Raw genomic sequence first — 22,474 nt, 5'->3', positions numbered from 1 at the left:
ACGCGGTGATGAGCGGTGGGGAGCGGGTCGGCCGGGCAGGCGGTCAGGCCGGCGCGGAAAGCTCCGCCCACACGGTCTTGCCCGGCGCCCCGGTGGTGCGAATCACACCCCAGTCCAGACAGAGCCGCTGAACGATGAACATCCCGTGCCCACCGGGCCGCCCCGCGCGGTGCGGAGTGCGCGGTGACGGCCGGCCGGTGCCGCGATCGGCCACTTCCAGTCGCAGCACCTTGTCCCCGCGGGTGACCCGCAGCTCCTCTGGTCCGTCGGCGTGCAGACAGGCGTTGGTGACCAGCTCGGAGACGACCAGCAGGACGTCCTCGGCGACGGCACGGCGGTCGGCGGTGGCGGCGGGCAGCCATCCCCAGTCGTACAGGGCACTCCTGGTGAAGTCCCGGGCGAGCGGTACGACTCCGCTGGCCCCGTCCAGCGCGAGCCTACGGGTCTCCGGGCCGAGACCGCTCGGCGGTTGCTGCTGGGCCGCACCCATCAGCGCGTCACCTCACCGATTCACCAGGTCGCCGCCCGCGTCGACGTCGACATCGCTTTTAGAGAGAGTGTGACCCCTCGGCGGCGCACCGGGGGCACTTCCACGTTCTTCGGCGTTCTCCTGCCCGAGAGTTTTCGGGCAACACCCACCAGATCGGTCGCGTGCGCTACAGAGTGAGCGCGGCGTCCAGCGAATCATGGACGGTGAAGACCGCCTCGGCCCCGGTGATCTGGAAAACCCGGGCGACCGCGGGCCGCATCGCGGCGAGATGGACACCGCCACCTGCGGCCTCGGCTTTCAGCCGGGCGCCGAGGAGCACGTTCAGACCGGTCGAGTCGAGGAACTCCAGCCGGGAGCAGTCGATCACGAGGCGGCTGCGGCCTTCGGAGAGCGCGGTGTCGAGTGGCTCACGCAACAGATCCGCCGTGTGGTGATCGAGCTCACCCACCGGGGTCAGGATCTCGCTGGGGCCTTCCGTCCGCGCCCCGACGTGGAGTCGGCCCGGATGCGCGCTGCCGACCGTCTCGCGGCCCATTCCGCCCCTCTTCACCGTTGCCGTGCGGGTCGACAGAACCCTACGCCCAATCCGGACCAGTCGGTAGTCGAAGGGCACCACAAAGGGTATATACGGAACAAAAGCCACTTGCATCGATCAGCGCTGAGCCGGTAGGGCTAGTAAGGACACCACCAACACGGCCGGCTTTGGAGGCGCCGCACACCGCACGCAGACGTAGATGGGCTTCGGCGGCCTTATGCCGACAACCATGGAGGACACCATGTCACCCCGGCTCGACGAGACGCGTACCCCCGACGCGGCGTCGGCAACCCCCTCGCACGACCATTTCACCCGCGGCCTCGGCACGGGGTCCGGCACCGGTCCCGCCGCCGCGGAGGCGTACGAGGACCTTCCTGACCAGCCCCGGCCGACCTACCACGGCCCTGGCTTCCAGGCCTTCCCCGACCTGGACCTTCCCGAGATCCCCCCGTACGACGAGGTCGCACCGCTCGACGCGCGGGCCCTGTCCAAGACGCTCTTCTCGCGGCTCGAGACCCTCGAGGAGGGCACCCACGAGTACGCCTACGTCCGCAACACGCTCGTCGAGCTGAACCTCGCGCTGGTGAAGTTCGCGGCCTCCCGCTTCCGCTCCCGCAGCGAGCCGATGGAGGACATCATCCAGGTCGGCACGATCGGCCTGATCAAGGCGATCGACCGGTTCGAGCTGAGCCGCGAGGTGGAGTTCCCCACCTTCGCGATGCCGACGATCATCGGTGAGATCAAGCGCTTCTTCCGCGACACCTCGTGGTCCGTACGCGTCCCCCGCCGCCTCCAGGAGCTGCGGCTGGACCTGGCCAAGGCCGGCGACGAGCTGGCCCAGCGCCTGGACCGCGCCCCGACGGTGGCGGAACTGGCCGAGAAGCTCGGCATCAGCCAGGACGAGGTCGTCGAGGGCATGGCCGCGAGCAACGCGTACACCGCCAGCTCGCTGGACGCCCAGCCCGAGGAGGACGACACCGAGGGCGCGCTGGCCGACCGCATCGGCTACGAGGACCACGGGCTGGAGGGCATCGAGTACATCGAGTCCCTGAAGCCCCTGATCGCCTCCCTGCCGCCCCGCGACCGGAAGATCCTTTCGCTGCGCTTCGTCGCGGGCCTCACCCAGTCCGAGATCGGTGAGGAGCTGAACATCTCCCAGATGCACGTGTCACGGCTCCTCTCCCGCACGCTGAGGAAGCTGAGAAAGGGCCTCACGCTGGACGAGTGACCTCCCGACGGCACAGCGGAGAGGGCCCGCTCCCGGATTCCGGGGAGCGGGCCCTCTCCGCTGTGCCGGGAGCTAGTCCATGATCGCCACCAAGTGGCCGAGGAGCAGACCGCAGGCCGCCACCGCCAGGGCCGCCGCCAGGCAGAGGCGCAGCGCCTCCGCGACGCCCCACCACGCGAGCCGCGTCACGCGCCGCGCCCGGGCCGACACGGCCGGCCTCCTCACCGCTGCCGTCGTACCACCCGCCGCCCGTACCGCTCACCACCGCGGCCACCGGTGCGCGTCGCGCGGGAGGCCGGGGGCCGGTCTGCGGTGGAGGGCGGACGGACGGCCCCGGACCCGGGTTCCGGCAGTGCGGCGGCGGGGCGGGAAGGCGGCCTCCGGCATGGCCGTGGGAGCAGCGATCTCCCGGGGCGTCTCGTGCCGCTGCCGCACAGGCGGTCCTGCCTCCGGCTCACCCTTCACCGGCTCTCCCCCTTCGGTCCCGCCGGGCCCGGCTCGCCACCGCGGACAGAGGAGCCGGACGATGCGAACCTCTCGATCCCGGCACGCGACGATCTGACGGTCCGACGACCAGTCGGGCGGCGGGTCATCCATGGCGATCCGGGCACGCGCCTGGCCTCCCGCGGGGAGGGCCGGGAGGGCGGCGCGGCCGCGCCCTGCCGGGGGATGCAGGGCGTGGCCGGATGCGCCTTCTCCGCCCGGGGGTGACGGAGTGGTACGCGGTGTCAGCATGGCACTGTTTCCAGCCATTCGGCAGGGGTCTGACTGGAATTCGTCTGACGAGTGCGTGGGCAGCCGGGCCTCAGGCCCCCCGCTACCGGGGACCTGAGGTGTCGCTCGGCGCCGTGACGGTCGGCGGTGAGGCGGGCGGGGCCGGAAGGCCGGGGAGCCCGGCCTTCGCAGGGCACGGGTCTCCCTGACGTGATGCCGCTCCACCCGTGACGACCTCGCCCGCCGACGGTGCACGCGGCCGTATTGACGGGTCCGGGCAACTGGGACACATTGGGCCGGGGCTTGAGGGGGGAATCGGATGGTTTCTGCTTCTCTGTGCGAAGAACTCATGCGGCGGCGGCTCGGACGGGAGTGTCTGTACGTGCCGTCCTGTCGGCTCGGGCTGTATCTCGCGTTACGGCGGTGGTGCCGGCCCGGCGGGCGGGTGCTGATGTCGCCGGTCAACGACGACGTCATCTTCTTCGTGGTGCTCGCCGCCGGACTGCGTCCCGTGCAGGCGCCGTTGAGGGCGCGGGACGCGTCGATCGACGCGTCCGCCGTACCGGAGGGGGTGTGGCGTGGCCTGTCCGGGGTGCTGACGGCCAACCTGTACGGAAATCCCGACCCCGCTCCCGAACTGGCCCAACGGTGCGGGGACTTCGGGATCCCACTCCTTGAGGACTGCGCTCATGCCATCGGGTCCGGGACCGGGACCCACGGGGACGCGTCCGTGTTCAGTCTGTCCAAGCACGCGGGTGTCAGGACCGGCGGGTTTCTCGCGGTGCGGGACCCCGCGGAGCTTCCCGCGCTCGCACGGGAACGGGACCGGCTGCTTCAGCCCGCCCGGCACCGTACCGAACTCGCCTACCTCGCCCGGCCGTACGCCGAGGCCGCCGTGCGCGGTCTGCGGCTGGCGGGGGCCGCGCGGACGGCGCTGCGGTTGCTGGGGCGGGAGGAGCGGGACGGGATCCGGATGCCCCTGCGGGGCGGGGAGCTGAAGCGGGCGCTGGACGACGCGCCCGGCCTGGACGCCTTTCACCCGTGGGTGCGGGTCGACCTGCACGACTACCGGCTCGCCCCGGGCCGCGCCCGGCTCCGTCGCGTCGAGAAGGCCCTGCGGCGGCTCGACGGCACGCTCGACGCGCACCGTGCCGGCGCCGCCCGGCTCCAGGCCTCCCCCTGGGGCGACCCGCAGGCCCCCGACCGGCCCCTGTTCCGCGTGCCGCTGCTGGTCGCGGACCGGGACGCCGCCATCGCGGCGCTCGCCCGGCACCGGATCACGACCGGATACCTGTACGACCCACCGCTGGACGACTACGCGGGGCCGGACTTCACCGATCCGGCGCCCCGCCCGGACGCCGCCCGCTGGTTCGCCCGGCACGCCCTGCCCGCCGACCCGCTCCGGGCCGGCGCCGTCCTGCGGGTCCTGCACGCCTCGGGCGCCCGCCCCGCGCCTCCCCCGCCGCCCGGCGCCCGCGGTGCCTGACGCGACCCGGGTGCGGGACCGGCCCCGTACACCCGTGGGCGGCGGCGACTCGCTCTTCAGGAACGCCTACGCCCTCATGCTGTCCACCGGCGTCTCCGCCGCGCTCGGTCTCGGCTTCTGGCTGGTCGCGGCCCGCCACTACACCGAGGAAGCCGTCGGCCAGGGCTCGGCCGCCATCGCCGCCATGAAGCTGCTCGCCTCCGTCACGGCCACCACCATGATCGGTGCGGTGGTGCGGTACGTGCCACGCGCGGGCCGGGCCACAGGACCGCTGGTGTGGCGGGCGTACGGGCTGAGTTCGCTCGTCGTGTGCCTGGCCTGCGCCGCGTTCCTCGTCACGCTGGACCTGTGGGGGCCCTCGTACGCACCGCTGCGGGGGCTGCCCGCCGGGCTGTTCTTCGTCGCCGCGTGTGTGGCCTGGGCGCTGCTGACACTCCAGGACGGCGTGCTGACGGGGCTGCGGAAGGCGGTGTGGGTGCCGGTCGGCAACGCGGTCTTCTCGGTGGGGAAGCTCGTGCTGCTGATCGTGCTGGCCGGGGTGATGCCCGTGCTGGGCGTCTTCGTGTCGTGGGCGGCCGCGATCGCGCTGTCCGTGCTGCCGCTGGGCTGGCTGGTCTTCCGGCGGCTGATCCCCCGGCAGGCCGCCGCCGACCGGGACCGCGAGCCGCCGGGCGCACGGGAGATGGGCCGGTTCCTGGCCGGGGACTCGGCGGGCGCGCTGTTCAGCCTGGCGATGATCAACCTGCTGCCGGTGATGGTCGCCGTACGCTTCGACGCAGCGCACAACGGCTACTTCTACACCGCGTACACGGTGGGCGGGACCATGGAGTTCATGGCCATCAACATGGCCTCCTCGCTGACCGCGCACGCCTCGCACAGCCCGGAGACCCTGGCCGAGGGGGTACGGGGAGCACTGCGGCGGATGGCGCTGCTGCTGGTCCCGGTGGTGGTCGTGCTGGTGGTCTTCGCGCCGTCCATCCTGACGCTGTTCGGCGCGTCGTACGCCGAGCACGGGTCGCTGGTGCTGCGGCTGCTGGCGGTGGCGGCGCTGCCGCGGGTGGCGGTGGAGCTGTACATCGGGGTCCTGCGGGTGCAGGGACGCACCGGCCGTCTGGCGGCGGTGCAGGGCGTGATGTGCGTGCTGGTGCTGGGGAGCGCGGCGGCGCTCCTGGGCGTGGCGGGGATCTCGGGGGCGGGGCTGGCCATGCTGGTGTCGATGACCGTGATGGGAGTGGTGGCGGCGCCGGGGCTGGTGGGTGCGGCACGGCGGACCGGGGGCCCGGGAGCGGCGCCCCCGGGCCGGGCTCACCGGGACGGAGGCCGCTGCCGGAAGTAGCCGTCCTGCCCCGCCTTCCGGTACCCCTCCAGCGCCGGTCCCTCGTCGACCGTCAGATCGCAGTGGTCGCCCGGCACCGGACGGTTCCACTGCACCACCGCCCGCACCTCGGGCAGTTCCTCACGCGTGACCTCCGGCACCTCCTCGTACCACTCCCGCTGCCGCTCCGGCCGCTGCGGATCGGGCGCCGTCGCGAACTCGGCGAGCATCAGGGGCTTGCCGGCCGAGATGTTCGCCCGGATCCACTCGTACGCCGGGCGCTGGCTCGACGCGAAGTCCAGCCAGTTCGTACTGTCGTGGCACAGGTAGTAGTTGTACTGGTCCATGCCGATCCAGTCGACGTACGCGTCCCCCGGGTAGAGCGCCTTCATCTGCTCCGCGTGCCCGAGGTAGCCGGAGACCGTCCACACCCACACCACGTTGTCCACGCCCAGCTCCCGGAACCGGTCGTGGATGTGGCGCCAGGCCGCGACGAACTCCGCGGGGGTGCCCGCACCTTCGAGGATGCGGAAGTCGGTCTCCTGGTCGAAGGAGAAGAAGAGCCGCTTCCCGTACGCCTTGAGCCGCCGCGCCTGCGGGTCGATGATGTCGCGGTCGTACTTCCCGGACGCGATGTTCTTCCAGCCGAGCTGGGTCTCGGTCCAGTTCTCGTGGTGCGGCTCGGTCCAGACCGTGGACTCCCAGGCGAGCATCAGCAGCCGGTCGCGGCCGAGTTCCTGCTCGTCGGGGGTGAGCAGTTCGCCGTCGAGCGGGGTGCGGGACATGTCGTGGTAGTTGTAGACGAGGTCCAGCCGACGCCCGATCCTCCGTTCGAAGCCGAGGACCGCGTCCTTGAGGGAGCCGTTCTTCGCATACGGCACATAGGCGCCCCACCAGGCACCGCACGGGGGCCGCAGGAGCCGGTCGGGGGCGCAGGGCCCGGAGAGCGGTTCGCCGGAGGCGGCGTAGGCGGGCAGGCCGTGGGCCTCGGGCGGAGCGTCGCCGCCGTCGCCGTCCGGCCTGGCGATCCAGACGCCGACCGTGACCAGCAGCGCCCCGGCGAGCACGAGGGCGGTCACCGCCGGGTGGCGCAGGAACGGGCGCGCGGGCCGTAAGAGGGTATGCCGTGACGGGAGCCTGAGCGGCGCCCTTCGGGGCCGTGGCCTCATCGTCCGCTCCCGTCACGCACTTCGGGCGGCGCCGCCCCGCCGAGCAGCGGCACCCCCGGCAGCAGCGCCGCCACCGTGGTGAACGCGGCCAGCACCCCCAGGAACACCCCCACGGAGAACGCCTCCAGCAGGAACAGCGAGGTCGCCGTCAGCACCGCCGGGGCGAGGCTCAGCGGTGCCGCCAGCGCGACCGCCTCCAGCCGGGCGCCCCCGGGCCGGGGCAGCAGCAGAGCCAGGCCGGGGGCGAAGCACACGAACGCCAGCACCGGGACCCACCGCAGCGCGGACCCGCCGGGCAGCAGGGCCGCGGCGAGGGCGACCCACCCGGAGGCCATGAGCGCCGCTCTCGCATACGGACGGAAGGACTGGGCGGATGACGGCACGACGGCAACCTCCAGTGGATCAAGAGCGATTAGGGCGTGTGCACGAGAACGACCCCGTGCTCGTTCTCCTCCTCGACGCGGAAGAGCGGCGAGCGTCTCAGCGCCTCGGTGAGCGCGGCGAAGCCGCCGGGCGGCAGATATCCCTCACCGGTCACCGCCTTCTCCTGCGTCGCGGTGAGGATCACGTACGCGGGCCGCCCCTCGGGGATGCCGTCGGCCAGGTAGCGGGCCGGGTCCTCAAGCATCTCCAGGTTCTCGGGAACGTCCTGCTCGGTGAAGAACCAGCGCTCGTAGTGGTCGTAGCGGGTGTACGCGCCGGGGAACGAACCCGCCGTCGCCATGATGAGCGCGCCGTCGGGGGCGCGGTCGTGGGCCCGCCGGACCAGGGCCAGTTCGCCGGGGGGCGCGTAGTGCATGCCCTCCTTGCCGTAGTACGAGGGCAGGAACCCGGCCAGCAGGGCCGCGAGTGCCACGGGCAGGGCCACCGCGGTCGCCCGGCGTGCGGCACGCCAGGCCCTTCCGGTGGCCCCCGCCGCAGGGACGAGCGCCGCGGCGGCGAAGAACGCCGTACCGGGCAGCCCGAACAGGTAGACACGGAACAGCATCTCGCCGCCGTAGTCGTTGACGGCGAACATCGGCAGCGGCGCCGCCGAGGCGAGCAGCAGCGGCAGGGCGCTCCGCACGAGCCGACGCCGGACCAGCACCGCCGTCGCGGCCAGCGCGGCGAGGGCCAGCACCATCGCGATGTTGGCCGCCCCGACCAGCTCGGGCCCCGGCCCGGTGGGGTCTCCGGCGTACCCGGCGCGGGAGTTGCCGAGCAGGTCGCCCAGCGAATCGCGCAGGCCGCCCAGGGTGTCGAGGAACAGGGGCCGCCCCATGGTCAGGAACCACGCCGCCATGACGAGCGCGCACACGGCGAGCAGCCCGAGGTTCCGGTGGCGCCGGGTCAGGCAGAGGACGGCGAGGGTCGCGCACAGCATCACGGGCGTGAGCTGGTGGGAGGCGTTGACGGTGACGACGAGCGGCAGGAGCAGCAGCGTGGCGAGGGCGCGCTCGCGCCGGGTCCGGGACGGCGGGACCGGCGCGGCGGCCGGGTCGATGCTCGCCCGGTCCCGCAGGGGCCCGGCGCTGCCGGGGCGTACGAAGTGCCGGAGGACGACGGTGAGGATCGTCAGGAACAGCAGATAGGAGAAGCCCTGGGGGGACAGGTAGTCCTGCCCGACCCAGTTGGCGAGCTGGAAGATCCACACGCCGGTCCAGACGAGCCGCCAGTCCTCGGTGAAGGTGCGGTAGAGCAGGACGAGGACCGGCAGCATGAGCAGTCCGAGGACGACGGGCGCCCAGTTGGCGTAGACGGCCGCGCCGTCCACGCCGAAGGCCCGCACGAGCGCGGCGTTCAGCGCGAAGAAGCCGGGCCACTGGTCGTAGGCGGCCATGCCGCCGGACAGCTCGGTGTACGGGTGGACGGTGCCCTCGGTGAGCAGACGGGTGATCACCTCGTCGTGCTTGCCGGCCCAGGCGTAGCGCACGGAGTCGTAAAGGAGCGCGGGGGGCGCCTTCAGCGCCACCAGCACCGCGACCGTGTGGGCCGCGGGCCACCAGGGCGCCGTTCCCGCGCGGCGCAGGGAGACGACGAACCCGGCGGTGAGGACGAGGAGGGAGGCGTAGTACGCGCCGGGGAACCGGTCGAGCAGCCCGTAGTCCCCGATGTCCCGGAACCCGATGCGGGGCAGCGCGTACCCCCAGAGCGCGGCGGCAACCGGTAACGGCAGCCAGCTGAGGACGGCTTGGGGATGGAGGAGGGGCAGGCGGACGCCGCACGGGCCGCGCACCGGACCGGCGAGGGGCCCGGTGACCGGCTGGGCACCGGGCCCCTCGGCCCCCGGTTCGGCGCCGCCGGGTTCGGCACCAGGACCGGGGCCCGGTCCGGCGGGCCGACCGGACGGGACGGCGGCACCCCCCTCCCCCGGCCCCTCCGTCGCATCGGGTTTGGCGAGGGAGACGGCCTCGCCGTCCGCTCTGGCGTCATCGGCGGCTGGTGATGCGGCTCCACGGTCGTGCACCGTACGTCTCCCCCCAAGGGACCCTGCGTTCTCGGCTGCCGTCCATCCCTCCCCCGCCCGCTCAGCCCGCGAACTCCACCCCCCGTACGGCGGTTCGCGCCCGCCGGTACAGCCGCCAGCCGACGGTGGCGGGCGAGTCGCGGCCCGGAGCGGGGCGGGCGCCGCGCCCGGCCATCCAGGCGGCCACGTCGGCGGCGGTGTGGCTGCGCCGGACGATCAGCCGGGCGATGCGGAACGTGTCGCCGACAGGCGAGCTGAGCGCGTGGCGCACGGCGACGGCCGAGACGTACCCGACGTCCCGGGCGACGCGCCGCACGGCCCGGCTGCTGTAGCCGTGCGGGTAGGCGAGATGGTCGACGGCGTGGCCCAGCACGCCCTCCAGCACGAGCTTGGACTCGCGCAGTTCGCGGCGGACCAGGCGGGGCGGCAGGGTGTCGAGCTGCGGGTGGGTGACCGTGTGGGCGCCGACCTCGATGCCGTGCTGCTCCAGGGCCGGGGCCTGGGCGAGCGTCATCATGGGCGCGGGCGGCAGGAGGCTGCTCCGGCCGGGGGTGACGGCCCCGGTGGTGAGGTAGGCGGTGGCGGGCAGGGCGCGGGCGGCGAGGGCCTCGGCGGTCGGGCCGGGCAGGTCCGCGAAGCCGTCGTCGAAGGTGAGCACGACGGGCCGTCCGGGAAGGCTCACGGCCCCGGACCCGGCTCCTCGCGCGGCAAGGGCGGACACCGGCACGGCGGTCCTCCCGCTGTCGACGACGGCGTCCAGGTGCTCCCTGAACCGCCGGGGTGTGACGGTGAACTCCGCGATCCAGTCCGGCGGGTCCTCCATGACGGCGTGGTAGAGCAGCACGGGAATCGGGTCGGCGGGGCCGTTCATGAGGTCGTGGTCTCCCAGGGGGTACGGGCGGCGCCGCGGAGGCGCCGACGGGCCTTGAGGTAGCCGAGGGGGCCGTGCAGCATGCCGCGCCGCTCCAGCCGGGACAGTTCGCGGGGCCAGGGATGGGCGCGGCTCCCGTGCTCCCCCGGTACGGCGTCGTCCGTGGCGCTGCCGCCCCGGCCGGCGGTCATGGCGCGGGCGTGGGCGAGGCCGCGTGGCAGCCGGGCGATCAGGGCGGGGAGCAGCCCGGGGCGGCGGGCGATCAGGGCGGTGAGACAGGCGGTGAGCCCGGCCCCGTAGCCGAACGCCTGGTTGCGGAGGTCCTGCCAGGTCTCGCGGTGGTGGTGCCAGACGAGGGCGTCCGGCGTGTAGTGGAGGCGGTACCCGGCGGTGAGGACGCGGATGAAGCCGTACAGGTCGTCGCCGCCGCGGGCGGGGGTTCCGGTGCCGGTGGCGGGGTCGAATCCGCCGATCTCGCGCAGGGCCCGGGCGCGGAAGGCCATTCCGGCGCCGGAGCCGAACCGCCCGGCGGTGAAGGGGAACAGCGGCTCGTCTGCGGGCGGCCGTTCGGGGTCGTACGTCCGCGGGACGAAGCCCTTGGCGAACCCGCCGTGGCTCTCCAGCAGCACCTGGGCTGGGGTCTGGAGCCGGGCGGGCAGGATGAGCCCGGTGACGCAGCCGAGCCGGGGATCGGCTGCGAAGGGGGCGGCGAGGGCGGTGGCCCAGCGGGGGTCCGCGACCACGTCGTCGTCGGTGAAGGCGAGGACGGTCGACCGGGGGTCGGCGGCGGCGATTCCGCGGTTGTGGGCGACGGCGAGCCCGGGGGTGTCCTCCCGGACGTACCGGACGCCGAGGGGCGCGTACCCGTGCTCGACGAGTTCGCGCGTACTCCCGGTCTGCGGGGCGTTGTCGACGACGAGGATCTCGTGGTCGGGGTGGTCCTGGGCGAGCAGGGAGTCGAGAGCGCGGGCGAGCTGCCCGGGGCGCTCGCGGGTGGCCACGATGGTCGTGGTGCGGGGCGGGGGGCCGGGCGGGGGTCCCTCGCCGTCGGCGCGGGGCGGACGGCGCCGGAGCGTGTCCCGGGCGGCCTGGAGCAGATGGATACGGGGGCCGTCGCCGACCGGGTCGGGAATGCGGGTGAGCAGGGTGCCGACGGGCCTCCCCCGGAGCCTCAGGAGCACGAACACGGCCTGGCCTGGCACCGGGGCGGTACCCCCCGACACGACCCGTAAGCCGAGCAACTCACCACCCTCCTCGGAGAGTTCGAGATCGATCACGCCCACCGGAGCGTCGGGCGAGGCATCAGCCCTGCGTTCCCCCACGGAACCTCCCTACATGATTGAGGACACGCCGGGCGTGCCCGGCGAGGGCGCGACGGTTGCGTACGAAGCTGTGGGCACGGCGCACCGGCTCGCGGCCGATCCAGCGCACTCCGGAGCGTACGCCGGGCCTCACGCAGGCGCCCTCGTGCACGGCGAGCGCCCCGGTCCTGAGGGAGTCCTTGTACTCGGCGTCGCCCCGCCCGAGGTCGAGGAGTCCGATCCCCTCACGGGCGGCGGCCTCGGCCATCCGGAGATGCAGGACCAGACCGGGCGAGTACCTGCGGAAGTCCGGGTCATAGGCGGGGAACCAGCAGGACAGGACGGTCCGGGAGCGCAGCCCGAAGTGCGCGGCGACCGGCCGCTCGCCCGCGTACAGCACGGACAGCACACCGGAGCGCCCGCCCGGGGCGGCCTGATGCAGGTCCCGCACGAGCCGGCTGATCCACTCCTGCGCGAACCGGTCGCGCCGCCCGGTGCGGCGGTACTGCGCGGACTTCCAGCCCATGAGGGTGCGCAGGGCGGCGGGGTCCCGTTCGTCGAACACGAACCGCAGCCCGTCGCCGCTCTCCCGCCCGAGCTTCCGCTCCTTGGCCAGGGTGGTGCGCAGGAACTTGGGCGAGTGGCGGCGGAGCCACGCCTCATAAGCGGCGTAACCGCCGCTCACATCGATGACCGGCGAGGAGAAGCTCTCGACGACGCCCTCCGACAACGCCCCCTGCCCGTCCTCCAGGTTGTCGAACTCGAAGGCGAAGATCCCGCAGCCTCGCAGGAGTTCCCGAGCGGACAGCCCGGAACCGGGCCGCAGAACGGCCCCCTGGCAGTCCGAGACCCCGTACCCGATGGCGCGGGCACCGCCGAACCGGGTCCTCTCGTACGGGAGGAAGCCCAGTGGCTCCTCCCCGTCCCCCCGCAGCACGGCGACCCGGGCGGTGCGCGCCCGCGCCCGCCCCACGGCCAGCGTGAACTCGGGCTCCATGAACGGATTGGCCGGAACACCGGACCGCGCCCGCAGCTCCCGCCACACCTCGATCTCCCGCGCGGACAGCTCCCCCGGCCTGACGACCCGCGCACGGACACGTCCCCGCTCACCGCTCAACTCCGACCCCCCGGTGTCCCCTGGGTCTCCCCCCTGAGTCTTGCTGCAACAGGACGGTACCGGGGTACATCGCTCCAGGACAGGGTCAATCAGTCATTCAGTCGAAATACGACTCCCGTGCACCGTGCCGCCGGACGCTCGACACCCCGCGATCCGTCACACAGCGCGCATGCCCGGTGGCTGAAAACGTCGAGGCGGGAGGAGGTGGCGTCGTCGCGCGGTCGCCGGTGGACGGTGTCAGGCTGACTTCAGGCATCAGGGAATGAGAAGGGGATTCTTCATGATCACCACCGACTTCGTGCCCGGTTCGCCCTGCTGGATCGACATCGGCGCGCGGGACGTCGCGGCGACCGTGGACTTCTACGGCAAGGTCTTCGGCTGGAGCCACCAGCCCGCCCCCGGCGCCGAGGAGATGGAGTACGGCCTGTTCAGGCAGGACGGCAAGACCGTCGGCGGCATCGGCAGGCTCGACGAGGAGGGCGCCCGCCAGGCCTGGATGATCTACTTCGCCACCGATGACGTCGAGGCCGCGGCCAAGAAGGTCGAGCAGTCGGGCGGCGCGGTCCGGGTACGGCCCATGGGGGATGACGACATGGGCCGGATGGCCCAGTTCACCGACCCGCAGGGCGGACAGTTCGCGGTCTTCCAGGGCGGAATGGGGATCGAGCTGGTCGACGCCCCGAACGGACTGTGCTGGACGGAGCTGTACACCCCGGACAAGGCCGGTGCCCTGGCGTTCTACGGCGGCCTGTTCGGCTGGCGGGCCCAGGACATGGAGCTGCCGGGCGGCGGCGGCACGTACACCATGGTCACCCCCGCCGGCCAGCCGGAGGAGCGCATGCACGGCGGCCTCATGGAGGCGGACCCCGGCATGCTCGCCGCCACCGGAGGCAGGGCGTACTGGCACCCCGTCTTCGCGGTGGCGGACTGCGACGCGACCCTCGCGAAGCTCACCGAGCACGGCGGCCGTGTGGTGTACGGCCCGGACGACACGGAGGGGGTGGGCCGCCTGGCCGTCTGCCTGGACCAGTCGGGCGAGGCCGACTTCGTCGTCCTGAAACCGGCGTCGCGGGCGGGGTGACCAGGGAGCGCCTCGGCCACCCGTCGCCCCGGGCCTCCGCGAGGAACGTGCCCTCGCCGTGAACGGTGACGGTCGGCCCGCGCCCGCCCAGCACCTTCACCGCGCGGCCAGGGATCTCCTGCCGCTCACTGGTCCGCCGTGGGCGGTTCCATGACGACGAAGGATCCCTTGCCCCGGACGGTCACGACGAGTCCGCGTTCACGCAGCTCCTGCGTCGCCCGCCGTGCGGTGAGCCGGGCCACGCCATGCTGCTCCGCGAGGCGCGTCTCGGACGGGATGCCGGACCAGATCCGATCCACGCTGCTCCAAACGTCGTGACTCGTCGCGCCTCCACCGAGGTCGCGAAGGGGCCGCGGCCCAAGGGCTGGGCGCGGCCCCTCGGAGCGGGGATCAGGCCTCGGTCAAGGTGTGGGCCACCAGGGCGTTGGCGTGGCCGTGGCCGAGGCCGTGTTCGGTCTTCAGCCAGGAGACGAGTTCCATGTGCTTCGTCAGCGGCGAGGCGTGGACGAGTGCCTTCCACTCCGCGATCGGGCGGCCGTACTTCTGCTCGATGGAGGGGAAGTAGCTCGCCGGGCCCTTGACCTTGGCCGTTGTCATGTCGTCGTCTCCTAGGGGTGGTTCCTGTTCCCGCTCCTGCCGTTGATGTGGACCTCGTGCGGCGGCCGGGCTCACCGGCCGGGCGGCGTGACCCGCGTCACCATGCCCGCAGTTCGTAGAAGCCCCTGCCGAAGGTCGCCGCCACCAGGCGGGCCCGCCCCGCGTCGTACTCCAGGTCGTCCACCGGGACGCTCGGCATGCCGCGGCCGAGGCGGAACCAGTGGCCGCCGCCCGTGAAGGACGTGAACACGCCCTGGTCCGTGGCGGCGTACAGGATGCCCCCGCGGGCGGCCACCAGGTCGTTGACCGGGGCCTGGGGCAGGTTGCCCGACAGGTCGCGCCAGTGACGGCCGCCGTCGACGGAGCCGTACACATGGGCCGACGGGGAGCCGGAGCGGTACCCGGAGTGGGTGGTCCAGACGCGGTTCGGGTTCTGCTCGTCCACGATCACCCGCGTCACCCACGGGCGGTTCTCAGCCAGCTTCGTCCACGACTCGCCCAGGTCTCGCGTCACCCACACCCGTCCGTCGTCGGTGCCGACGTAGACCGTGCGGCCGTCGCCGGCCGGGGCGACGGAGGTGATCGTGCCGTAGTTCGGGTAGACCGGGTCGTCCCCGGGGCCGCCGGTCAGGTCGGGGCTGATGGGCCGCCAGGTCACCCCGCCGTCGGTGGAGCGGTTCAGCACCTCGGAGCCGTAGTAGAGGATCCGGGGGTTCCTCGGGTCGAAGACGACCGGGGTGAACCAGTTCCGCCGCTCGTACGTGGTGGCGTTCGCGAAGTACGTGAGGGTGTCGCCGCCGTCGGTCGAGCGGAAGCAGTTGCCGTACTGGTAGCAGGCGAAGACGTTGTTCTTGTCGGCGGGGTCGATCAGGTTCTCCTCGCCGTCGCCGCCCAGGTACTCGTCGAAGCCTCCGTCCGGGGAGCCCCAGGAGCGCAGGCTGCCGTTGTCCTGGGCACCGCCCGAGATGCGGGACGGGTCCTGCGGGGTGATCGCGGCACTGTAGAGCTGGGTGTACGGCTGGTGGCGGGACTTCACCCAGCCGCCGTCCCCGCGCGCGTCGGAGCGGTACACACCGCCGTCGTTGCCGAGGTACACGCGGCCCGGGCGGCGCGGGTCCCACACCATGGCGTGGTGGTCGACGTGGATGCTCGTGGCGTCGGCCGACCAGGTGCGGCCGGCGTCCCTTGTGGTGAGCAGGGCCACGCCCGCGACATGGACGTGGTCGGCGTCCGCCGGGTCGGCCCACACCTTGCCGAACCACCAGCCGAAGCTGGACTGGGACGAGGACAGGGCGGCGTCGTCCGGGGTGCGGGTCCAGCTGTCCCCGCCGTCCGAGGAGGCGTAGAAGCCCTCGAAGGGGCCGCTCGTCCGGTTGACGAGGGCGTAGAGGCGGTCGCCCGACACCGCGAGTCCGATGCGGCCGACACCCTCGCCGCGCGGCGGCAGCCCGCCGCCGAGGCGCTGCCACGTGCGGCCGTCGTCCGTGGAGCGGAAGACACCGGAGCCGACGCCCCCGTAGGTACGGAGGCCGGGGCGGCGGCGGTGGTCCCACAGCACCGCGTACAGGCGGTCGCCGTCCACGGCGATCTCGGTCGCGCCCGTGTAGGCGTTCTCACCGGCGAGCAGCCGGTCCCAGGTGGCACCGCCGTCCTCGGAGCGGTACACGCCCCGGTCGCCGCCGCCGTTGTACAGGGACCCGGCGGCGGCCACGTAGACGCGGCGCGGGTTCGCCGGGTCGACGGTGATGGCGCTGATGGCGCCCGAGTCGCGCAGGCCGATGCGGGTCCAGTGCGCGCCGCCGTCGGTGGAGCGGTAGAGGCCGGTGCCCTCGTACGTGATGCTGCCGCCGCCCGGGTTCGGCTCGCCCGTTCCGGCGTACAGGGTTCCGTCGGGGGCGGCGGCGACCGCGCCCATGGCCTGGGTGAGGTGGTCCGGCCAGACGGAGTGGAAGGTCGCGCCCGCGTCGGTGCTGCGCCACAGGCCGCCGCTGGCGGCTGCCGCGTAGAGCGTGTCGGCGCGCTTCGGATCGAGGGCGAGGGAGACGACCCGGCCGCCGATGTTCGTGGGGCCGACGGACTTCCACGGTCCGCCGACCGCGGGGAGCCGGGCGGCCTCGCCGGCGGCCCGGTCGTACGCGTGCCGGGGAAGGCCCTCGCCGGGGAGCGCCTTCTGGGCGTAGCGGTAGTCGGCGGGCGCCGACGGGCCCCGGACGGGGCGGTAGACGTCGTCCGGGGGCGTCTGCGCGCCCGGTGCGGTGCCGTCCGGTGGTGCTGCCGTGACCGGTGGCGCGGTGAACAGCGCGGCTCCGGTGACCGCGGCCAGCAACCACGGCAGCAGACGTCTGCGCATCAACGGCCCTCCCCATCGTCATGCCCGTTTCAAACGGGAACGACGGTACGGCTGGGGCGAGTTGAGCAGAAGGGCGCGTCTCGGCCGTTATGGTGGACGGTCCGTCGGCCGAGACGCGCGGGCTCGCTAGGCGACCCGCACTCCCGCGCGCCAGGTCTCCGTCACCAGGGGGACCCCCGGCCGGTAGGCGAGGTGCACGTGGGACGGTGCGTCCAGGACGGCCAGGTCGGCGCGGGAGCCGACGGTGAGGCGGCCGATGTCGGTGCGGCGCAGGGCGGCGGCACCGCCCGCCGTCGCGGACCACAGCGCCTCGTCCGGCGCCATGCCCATGTCCCGTACCGCGAGGGCGATGCAGAACGGCATGGACGAGGTGAAGGACGAGCCCGGGTTGCAGTCGGTGGACAGCGCGACCGTCGCGCCCGCCTCCAGCAGGCGGCGTGCGTCGGGCCACTCGGCACGTGTCGAGAACTCGGCGCCGGGGAGGAGCGTCGCGACCGTACGGCCCTGGGCGAGGGCGTCGACGTCCGCGTCCGTCAGGTGGGTGCAGTGGTCGGCGCTGGCCGCGTCCAGTTCGACGGCGAGCCGGACGCCGGGGCCGTACGAGAGCTGGTTGGCGTGCACGCGGGGGTGCAGGCCCCTGGCCTTGCCCGCGGTGAGGATCGCGCGGGCCTGGTCGCCGTCGAAGGCGCCCTTCTCGCAGAACACGTCGATCCACCGGGCGTGCGGGGCGCAGGCGTCCAGCATCTCGCCGGTGACGAGGGCGACGTACGCGGCCGGGTCGTCGGCGTAGTCGGGGGACACGATGTGGGCGCCGAGGTAGGTGACCTCGTCGGTGTGGCGGGCGGCGATGCGCAGGGCGCGGGCCTCGTCCTCGACGGTCAGGCCGTAGCCGGACTTGGTCTCGAAGGTGGTGGTGCCCTGGCGGAGCGCCTCACGGAGGTGGCGGGTGAGGTTCGCCTCCAGTTCCTCGTCCGTGGCGGCGCGGGTGGCGGCGACGGTGGTGCGGATGCCGCCCGCCTGATAGGGCCGTCCGGACATGCGGGCGTTGAACTCGGCGGTCCGGTCGCCCGCGAAGACGAGGTGGGAGTGGGAGTCGACGAAGCCGGGGACGACGGCCCGGCCGGCCGCGTCGACGCGGTTGTCAGTGGCGGGTGCTTTGCTTGATTCACCGACCCAGGCGATGTGGTCGCCGTCGATGACGACGGCCGCGTCCTGGATCAGTCCGAGGGGGGAACCGTCACCCAGGGAGGGGTCGTTGGTGACCAGACTGGCGATGTTGGTGATGAGCGTGGCCGCCGTGGCGTCCGGCGCGACGGTGCTGTTCGTCGCGTCGGGCCCGGCGGTCGCCGGGGGGATGTTCATCGGCTCGTTGCCGCTGTTCATGATGCGGGGGATCTCCTTCGACCGGTTCCGGCTCCGGCTCACTCGTACAGGACGGCGATCGACTCGGCCAGCGCGCGCGGCACGTCCTGGACCAGGGCATGGACCCCGTCCCGTACGACATGGCGGCCTGCCACGACCGTGTGGCGCACCTCTGCCGCCGACGCGGCGAATACCGCTGTCTCGGCTGCCAGACCGGGCGGCGGCCCTGCCGTCCTGACGGTGTCCAGCGCGATCGTGGTGAAGTCCGCGAGCGCGCCCGGCTCCAGGTGTCCCGCGTCCCGCCAGCCGAGGGCTGTGTGACCGTCGGCGGTGGCGGCCCGCAGGAGGGCGGCGGCGGTCCAGTGGCCGCGGGTGCGGGTGCGGAGCCGCTCGTCGAGCTCCATGGCCCGCGCCTCCTCCAGGAGGTCGATGACCGCGTGGCTGTCGGAGCCGAGGGACAGGGGGGAGCCCGCCCGCTGGAGGGCGGCGGCCGGGCCGATGCCGTCCGCGAGGTCCCGTTCGGTGGTCGGGCACATGCAGGTGCCGGTGCGCGAGCCGCCGAGCAGAGCGATGTCCTCGTCGGTGAGGTGTGTGGCGTGGACGGCCGTGGTGTACGGGCCGAGGGCGCCGTGGTCGGCCAGCAGCCGGGCCGGGGTGCGTCCGTGGGCGGCCAGACAGGCCTCGTTCTCGGCGGGCTGCTCCGACAGGTGCACGTGCAGGGGCGCCTGCCGGTCGCGGGCCCAGTCGGCCACGGTGGCCAGCCGGCCCGCCGGGACGGCCCGCACGGAGTGGATGGCCGCGCCGATCCGCACGGTCTCCGACTGCTTGAGGGCGGACACGCGCGTGGCCCAGGCCTCGGCCGTGCCGTCCGAGAAGCGGAGCTGGTGCGCGTTCGGGGCGGCGCCGAAGCCGGACGACAGATAGGCGGTGTCGAGCAGGGTGATCCGGATGCCCGCCTCGGCGGCGGCGGCGGTCAGCGCCTCGCCCATGGCGTTGGGGTCGGCGTAGGGGGTGCCGCCGGGGGCGTGGTGGAGGTAGTGGAACTCTCCGACGGAGGTGATGCCGGCGAGCGCCATCTCGGCGTACACGGCGCGGGCGAGGGCGTGGTACGACTCCGGGGTGAGCCGGGACGCGGCCTGGTACATGGTGTCTCGCCAGGTCCAGAACGTCCCGCTGCCGGCCTGGACCCGGCCGCGCAGGGCCCGGTGGAAGGCGTGGCTGTGCGCGTTGGCCAGGCCGGGCAGCGTGATGCCCCGCAGGGCCGTCGCGCCCGGGGGCGGAGCCTGGACACCGGGGCGGACGGCGGCGATGCGGCCGTCCGCCGCCTCCAGGACCACCCCGTGGGCGACCGTGCCCTCATCGTCCGGGAGCCAGGCGTGCTCGGCCCAGTACGTGGTGGTCGTCACCGGCATGCCAGGCCCTCCAGGACGTCGGCGAGGGCGTGCACGCCCGCCACGCAGTCGTCCTCGGCGGCGGACTCCGCCGGAGAGTGCGAGACGCCCGTGGGGTTGCGGACGAACAGCATGGCCGTGGGGATCGTGCCGGACAGGATGCCCGCGTCGTGGCCCGCTCCCGTGCCGAGCACCGGGACGGGCCGGCCGCCGCCCGTAGCCCGCTCGGCAAGGATCTTGCCGAGTTCGTCGCGCAGGGCGTGCGCGAACTCGACGACCGGGGTGAAGGACTCTCGGACGACGGTGAGGTCGACGCCCTGCCGGTCGGCCGCCTCCCGGGCGGCGGCCTCGATCGCGGCGGTGACCGTGTCGAGTGTCGCCTGGTCGGCGGCGCGGGAGTCGAGCCAGCCGCGCACGACGGAGGGGATGGCGTTGACGCCGTTCGGCTCCACGGCGACCTTGCCGAACGTGGCGACCGCGCCCGCGAGTTCCGCCTCGCGGCGGGCGGCCAGGACGGTGTCGGCGTACGACAGCATCGGGTCGCGGCGGTCGGCCAGCCGGGTCGTCCCGGCGTGGTTGGCCTCGCCCCGGAAGTCGTACCGCCAGCGGCCGTGCGGCCAGATCGCGGACGCGACACCGACCGGGTCGCCGGTCAGGTCGAGGGCGCGGCCCTGCTCGACGTGCAGTTCGACGAACGCGCCGATGCGGGCCAGCCGTTCCGGGTCGGGCCCGATGGCCGACGGGTCGTACCCGGCGGCCTCCATGGCCTGCGGCAGGCTGACCCCGTCGCCGTCGCGCAGTTCGTACGCGGCCTCCCTGGTCAGGCGGCCGGCGGCGAGGCGGGAGCCGACGCAGGCCAGGCCGAAGCGGGCTCCCTCCTCGTCCCCGAAGTTGACGACGGCGACGGGCTTGGTGAACTCCGCCCCCCTGCTGCGGAGTTCGTCGAGGGCGGCGAAGGAGGAGACGACGCCGAGGGGGCCGTCGAAGGCGCCGCCGTCCGGGACGGAGTCCAGGTGGGAGCCGGTGACGACGGCGTCCCCGGCGGCGGGGTCACCGAGCCAGGCCCACTGGTTGCCGTTCCGGTCGGTCTCGTACGTGAGGCCACGGGCCTCCGCCTGCTCCTGGAACCAGGTGCGGCAGTCCGCGTCGGCGCCGGTCCAGGCGTAGCGGCGGTAGCCCCCGGAGTGGGCGTCGCGGCCGATGGGGGCGAGGTCGGCCCACATCCGGTGGAAGCTCGCGGGACGGTCCGTGCCGGTCACGCGTCGCCCTCCCGCATGGGCACGCGCACGCCCTTGGTGCCGGCCACCGACTCCGCGATGTCGTAGCCCGCGTCCACGTGGCGGATCACGCCCATGCCCGGGTCGTTGGTCAGCACACGGCGGATCTTCTCGCCCGCCAGTGGCGTGCCGTCCGCGACGGTGACCTGGCCGGCGTGGATGGAGCGGCCCATGCCGACGCCGCCGCCGTGGTGGAGGGACACCCAGGACGCACCGGAGGCGACGTTGACCATGGCGTTCAGCAGCGGCCAGTCCGCGATCGCGTCGGAGCCGTCCAGCATGGACTCGGTCTCGCGGTACGGGGAGGCGACGGAGCCGCAGTCGAGGTGGTCGCGGCCGATGGCGAGGGGCGCGGCCAGTTCGCCGGAGGCCACCATGTCGTTGAAGCGCTCACCGGCGCGGTCGCGCTCGCCGTAGCCGAGCCAGCAGATCCGGGCGGGCAGGCCCTGGAAGCGGACGCGCTCTCCGGCCATCTTGATCCAGCGGGCGAGGGACTCGTTCTCCGGGAACAGGTCGAGGATCGCCTTGTCGGTCTTCGCGATGTCCGACGCCTCGCCGGACAGGGCGGCCCAGCGGAACGGGCCCTTGCCCTCGCAGAACAGCGGCCGGATGTACGCCGGGACGAATCCGGGGAACGCGAACGCCCGGTCGTAGCCCGCGAGCCGGGCCTCACCGCGGATGGAGTTGCCGTAGTCGAAGACCTCGGCGCCCGCGTCCATGAAGCCGACCATCGCCTCGACGTGCTTGGCCATGGACTCGCGGGCACGGGTGGTGAACCCGGCCGGGTCCTTGGCCGCGGCGTCGGCCATGTCGTCGAAGGCGACACCGAGGGGCAGGTACGAGAGCGGGTCGTGGGCGGAGGTCTGGTCCGTCACGATGTCGATGGGCGCGCCCATCGCGAGGAGCTGCGGGAGCAGATCGGCGGCGTTGCCGAGGACGCCGATGGACAGCGGGCGGCGGGCGTCGCGCGCCTCGACGGCCAGCTGGAGGGCGTGGTCCAGGCTGTCGGCCCTGACGTCCAGGTAGCGGTGCTCGATACGGCGCTCGATGGCGCGCGGGTCGCAGTCGATGCAGATCGCGACTCCGTCGTTCATGGTGACGGCGAGCGGCTGGGCGCCTCCCATGCCGCCGAGGCCGGCGGTGAGGGTGATGGTTCCGGCGAGGCTGCCGCCGAACTTCTTCGCCGCGACGGCGGCGAACGTCTCGTAGGTGCCCTGGAGGATGCCCTGGGTGCCGATGTAGATCCAGGACCCGGCCGTCATCTGGCCGTACATGGTGAGGCCGAGGGCCTCCAGGCGGCGGAACTCCTCCCAGTTCGCCCAGTCGCCCACCAGGTTGGAGTTGGCGATCAGGACGCGCGGGGCCCACTCGTGGGTCTGCATGACGCCGACCGGGCGCCCGGACTGGACGAGCATCGTCTCGTCCTGCTTGAGCGTCCTGAGCGTGCGCACCATGGCGTCGAAGGAGCGCCAGTCGCGGGCCGCCTTGCCGGTGCCGCCGTAGACGACGAGTTTGTCGGGATGCTCGGCCACCTCGGGGTCGAGGTTGTTCTGGAGCATCCGCAGGGCCGCCTCCTGCTGCCATCCCAGGGCGCTCAGCTCCGTGCCGCGCGGGGACCGTACCGGGCGAGGTCCTGACATGGCGTGCCTCCTTGTGGGGAGTGTGAGTCGGATATTCACATCCTGATGCACTGAATAGATGTAGTCAACAGTGCGGGCGGCGGTGTGGCGGACAACGGGCCCCG

At 73.4% G+C, this 22,474-nt stretch carries 19 protein-coding genes and 1 pseudogene; 4 read left to right on the top strand and 16 right to left on the bottom strand.

Annotated elements, in window-relative coordinates; genetic code table 11:
* Nucleotides 1-43: 43 nt before the first annotated feature.
* The gene (locus tag I3F58_RS02300; RefSeq protein WP_240106441.1) at nt 44-490 is read right to left on the bottom strand and encodes an ATP-binding protein; all 447 of its coding nucleotides are present in this window, start codon (nt 488-490) and stop codon (nt 44-46) included.
* Between the two features lie 166 nt (nt 491-656).
* Nucleotides 657-1,025: an STAS domain-containing protein gene (locus tag I3F58_RS02295; RefSeq protein WP_240106521.1), complete on the bottom strand. Its 369-nt coding sequence runs from the start codon at nt 1,023-1,025 to the stop codon at nt 657-659.
* Between the two features lie 229 nt (nt 1,026-1,254).
* Between I3F58_RS02295 and I3F58_RS02290 the strand changes: the two genes are divergently transcribed.
* On the top strand, nt 1,255-2,253 hold the full coding sequence (locus I3F58_RS02290) for an RNA polymerase sigma factor SigF (protein ID WP_240106440.1): 999 nt from the start codon (nt 1,255-1,257) through the stop codon (nt 2,251-2,253).
* A gap of 72 nt (nt 2,254-2,325) precedes the next feature.
* On the opposite strand, the gene I3F58_RS02285 is transcribed toward I3F58_RS02290, so the two are convergent.
* Entirely contained in the window at nt 2,326-2,463 is a 138-nt protein-coding gene (locus I3F58_RS02285) for a hypothetical protein (RefSeq protein WP_240106439.1), read from the bottom strand.
* A gap of 853 nt (nt 2,464-3,316) precedes the next feature.
* On the opposite strand from I3F58_RS02285, the gene I3F58_RS02280 reads away from it, so the two are divergent.
* Complete coding sequence (locus I3F58_RS02280; protein WP_240106520.1) at nt 3,317-4,453, top strand: DegT/DnrJ/EryC1/StrS family aminotransferase; 1,137 nt, start codon at nt 3,317-3,319, stop codon at nt 4,451-4,453.
* Nucleotides 4,446-5,744, top strand: a pseudogene (locus I3F58_RS02275) (lipopolysaccharide biosynthesis protein); the annotation flags it as partial. The gene I3F58_RS02280 and the pseudogene I3F58_RS02275, both read left to right, overlap by 8 nt.
* 14 nt (nt 5,745-5,758) lie before the next feature.
* Here the strand turns inward: I3F58_RS02275 and I3F58_RS02270 are convergent.
* The 6 genes from I3F58_RS02270 to I3F58_RS02245 all read right to left on the bottom strand — a co-directional run bounded on the left by I3F58_RS02270 (nt 5,759) and on the right by I3F58_RS02245 (nt 12,672).
* A complete protein-coding gene (locus I3F58_RS02270; RefSeq protein ID WP_240106438.1) occupies nt 5,759-6,847 on the bottom strand; it encodes a glycosyl hydrolase in 1,089 nt (362 codons plus the stop codon).
* A gap of 86 nt (nt 6,848-6,933) precedes the next feature.
* The gene (locus I3F58_RS02265; protein ID WP_240106437.1) at nt 6,934-7,272 is read right to left on the bottom strand and encodes a hypothetical protein; all 339 of its coding nucleotides are present in this window, start codon (nt 7,270-7,272) and stop codon (nt 6,934-6,936) included.
* A gap of 77 nt (nt 7,273-7,349) precedes the next feature.
* Entirely contained in the window at nt 7,350-9,383 is a 2,034-nt protein-coding gene (locus I3F58_RS02260) for a hypothetical protein (RefSeq protein WP_240106436.1), read from the bottom strand.
* A gap of 61 nt (nt 9,384-9,444) precedes the next feature.
* Nucleotides 9,445-10,254: a polysaccharide deacetylase family protein gene (locus tag I3F58_RS02255; RefSeq protein ID WP_240106435.1), complete on the bottom strand. Its 810-nt coding sequence runs from the start codon at nt 10,252-10,254 to the stop codon at nt 9,445-9,447.
* Nucleotides 10,251-11,528, bottom strand: a complete 1,278-nt coding sequence (locus tag I3F58_RS02250; protein WP_374207892.1) for a glycosyltransferase family 2 protein — start codon at nt 11,526-11,528, stop codon at nt 10,251-10,253. Before I3F58_RS02250 ends, I3F58_RS02255 begins: the two co-directional genes overlap by 4 nt.
* Nucleotides 11,529-11,556: 28 nt before the next feature.
* Entirely contained in the window at nt 11,557-12,672 is a 1,116-nt protein-coding gene (locus I3F58_RS02245) for a GNAT family N-acetyltransferase (protein ID WP_240106434.1), read from the bottom strand.
* Between the two features lie 280 nt (nt 12,673-12,952).
* Between I3F58_RS02245 and I3F58_RS02240 the strand changes: the two genes are divergently transcribed.
* The gene (locus I3F58_RS02240; RefSeq protein ID WP_240106433.1) at nt 12,953-13,753 is read left to right on the top strand and encodes a VOC family protein; all 801 of its coding nucleotides are present in this window, start codon (nt 12,953-12,955) and stop codon (nt 13,751-13,753) included.
* Nucleotides 13,754-13,878: 125 nt separating this feature from the next.
* On the opposite strand, the gene I3F58_RS02235 is transcribed toward I3F58_RS02240, so the two are convergent.
* From I3F58_RS02235 to hutU, 7 genes are all read right to left on the bottom strand, one after another.
* Complete coding sequence (locus tag I3F58_RS02235; protein ID WP_240106432.1) at nt 13,879-14,052, bottom strand: GntR family transcriptional regulator; 174 nt, start codon at nt 14,050-14,052, stop codon at nt 13,879-13,881.
* Nucleotides 14,053-14,143: 91 nt separating this feature from the next.
* Nucleotides 14,144-14,350, bottom strand: a complete 207-nt coding sequence (locus tag I3F58_RS02230; protein WP_240106431.1) for a DUF4287 domain-containing protein — start codon at nt 14,348-14,350, stop codon at nt 14,144-14,146.
* A gap of 97 nt (nt 14,351-14,447) precedes the next feature.
* Nucleotides 14,448-16,700, bottom strand: a complete 2,253-nt coding sequence (locus I3F58_RS02225; RefSeq protein WP_240106430.1) for a glycosyl hydrolase — start codon at nt 16,698-16,700, stop codon at nt 14,448-14,450.
* A 126-nt stretch (nt 16,701-16,826) separates the two neighbouring features.
* Nucleotides 16,827-18,083: an imidazolonepropionase gene (gene hutI / locus I3F58_RS02220; protein WP_240106429.1), complete on the bottom strand. Its 1,257-nt coding sequence runs from the start codon at nt 18,081-18,083 to the stop codon at nt 16,827-16,829.
* 38 nt (nt 18,084-18,121) lie between these two features.
* The gene (locus I3F58_RS02215) at nt 18,122-19,474 is read right to left on the bottom strand and encodes a formimidoylglutamate deiminase (protein WP_240106428.1); all 1,353 of its coding nucleotides are present in this window, start codon (nt 19,472-19,474) and stop codon (nt 18,122-18,124) included.
* The gene (locus tag I3F58_RS02210) at nt 19,465-20,676 is read right to left on the bottom strand and encodes an allantoate amidohydrolase (protein WP_240106518.1); all 1,212 of its coding nucleotides are present in this window, start codon (nt 20,674-20,676) and stop codon (nt 19,465-19,467) included. The genes I3F58_RS02215 and I3F58_RS02210 overlap by 10 nt, the downstream gene beginning before the upstream one ends.
* A 32-nt stretch (nt 20,677-20,708) precedes the next feature.
* A complete protein-coding gene (hutU, locus tag I3F58_RS02205; protein ID WP_240106427.1) occupies nt 20,709-22,370 on the bottom strand; it encodes a urocanate hydratase in 1,662 nt (553 codons plus the stop codon).
* Nucleotides 22,371-22,474 lie beyond the last annotated feature (104 nt).

It is taken from the genome of Streptomyces sp. MUM 203J, assembly GCF_022414595.1.
Taxonomy (GTDB): Bacteria; Actinomycetota; Actinomycetes; order Streptomycetales; family Streptomycetaceae; genus Streptomyces.
This window is presented reverse-complemented; position numbering and strand designations above follow the sequence as displayed.

Bases quoted from the DNA above. Each gene is read 5' to 3' on its own strand.
- I3F58_RS02300 (WP_240106441.1), bottom strand. From the start codon at position 490: ATGGGTGCGGCCCAGCAGCAACCGCCGAGCGGTCTCGGCCCGGAGACC.
- I3F58_RS02295 (WP_240106521.1), bottom strand. From the start codon at position 1,025: ATGGGCCGCGAGACGGTCGGCAGCGCGCATCCGGGCCGACTCCACGTC.
- I3F58_RS02290 (WP_240106440.1), top strand. From the start codon at position 1,255: ATGGAGGACACCATGTCACCCCGGCTCGACGAGACGCGTACCCCCGAC.
- I3F58_RS02280 (WP_240106520.1), top strand. From the start codon at position 3,317: ATGCGGCGGCGGCTCGGACGGGAGTGTCTGTACGTGCCGTCCTGTCGG.
- I3F58_RS02265 (WP_240106437.1), bottom strand. From the start codon at position 7,272: ATGGCCTCCGGGTGGGTCGCCCTCGCCGCGGCCCTGCTGCCCGGCGGG.
- I3F58_RS02255 (WP_240106435.1), bottom strand. From the start codon at position 10,254: ATGAACGGCCCCGCCGACCCGATTCCCGTGCTGCTCTACCACGCCGTC.
- I3F58_RS02240 (WP_240106433.1), top strand. From the start codon at position 12,953: ATGATCACCACCGACTTCGTGCCCGGTTCGCCCTGCTGGATCGACATC.
- I3F58_RS02230 (WP_240106431.1), bottom strand. From the start codon at position 14,350: ATGACAACGGCCAAGGTCAAGGGCCCGGCGAGCTACTTCCCCTCCATC.
- I3F58_RS02225 (WP_240106430.1), bottom strand. From the start codon at position 16,700: ATGCGCAGACGTCTGCTGCCGTGGTTGCTGGCCGCGGTCACCGGAGCC.
- hutI (WP_240106429.1), bottom strand. From the start codon at position 18,083: ATGAACAGCGGCAACGAGCCGATGAACATCCCCCCGGCGACCGCCGGG.
- I3F58_RS02215 (WP_240106428.1), bottom strand. From the start codon at position 19,474: ATGCCGGTGACGACCACCACGTACTGGGCCGAGCACGCCTGGCTCCCG.
- I3F58_RS02210 (WP_240106518.1), bottom strand. From the start codon at position 20,676: ATGTGGGCCGACCTCGCCCCCATCGGCCGCGACGCCCACTCCGGGGGC.
- hutU (WP_240106427.1), bottom strand. From the start codon at position 22,370: ATGTCAGGACCTCGCCCGGTACGGTCCCCGCGCGGCACGGAGCTGAGC.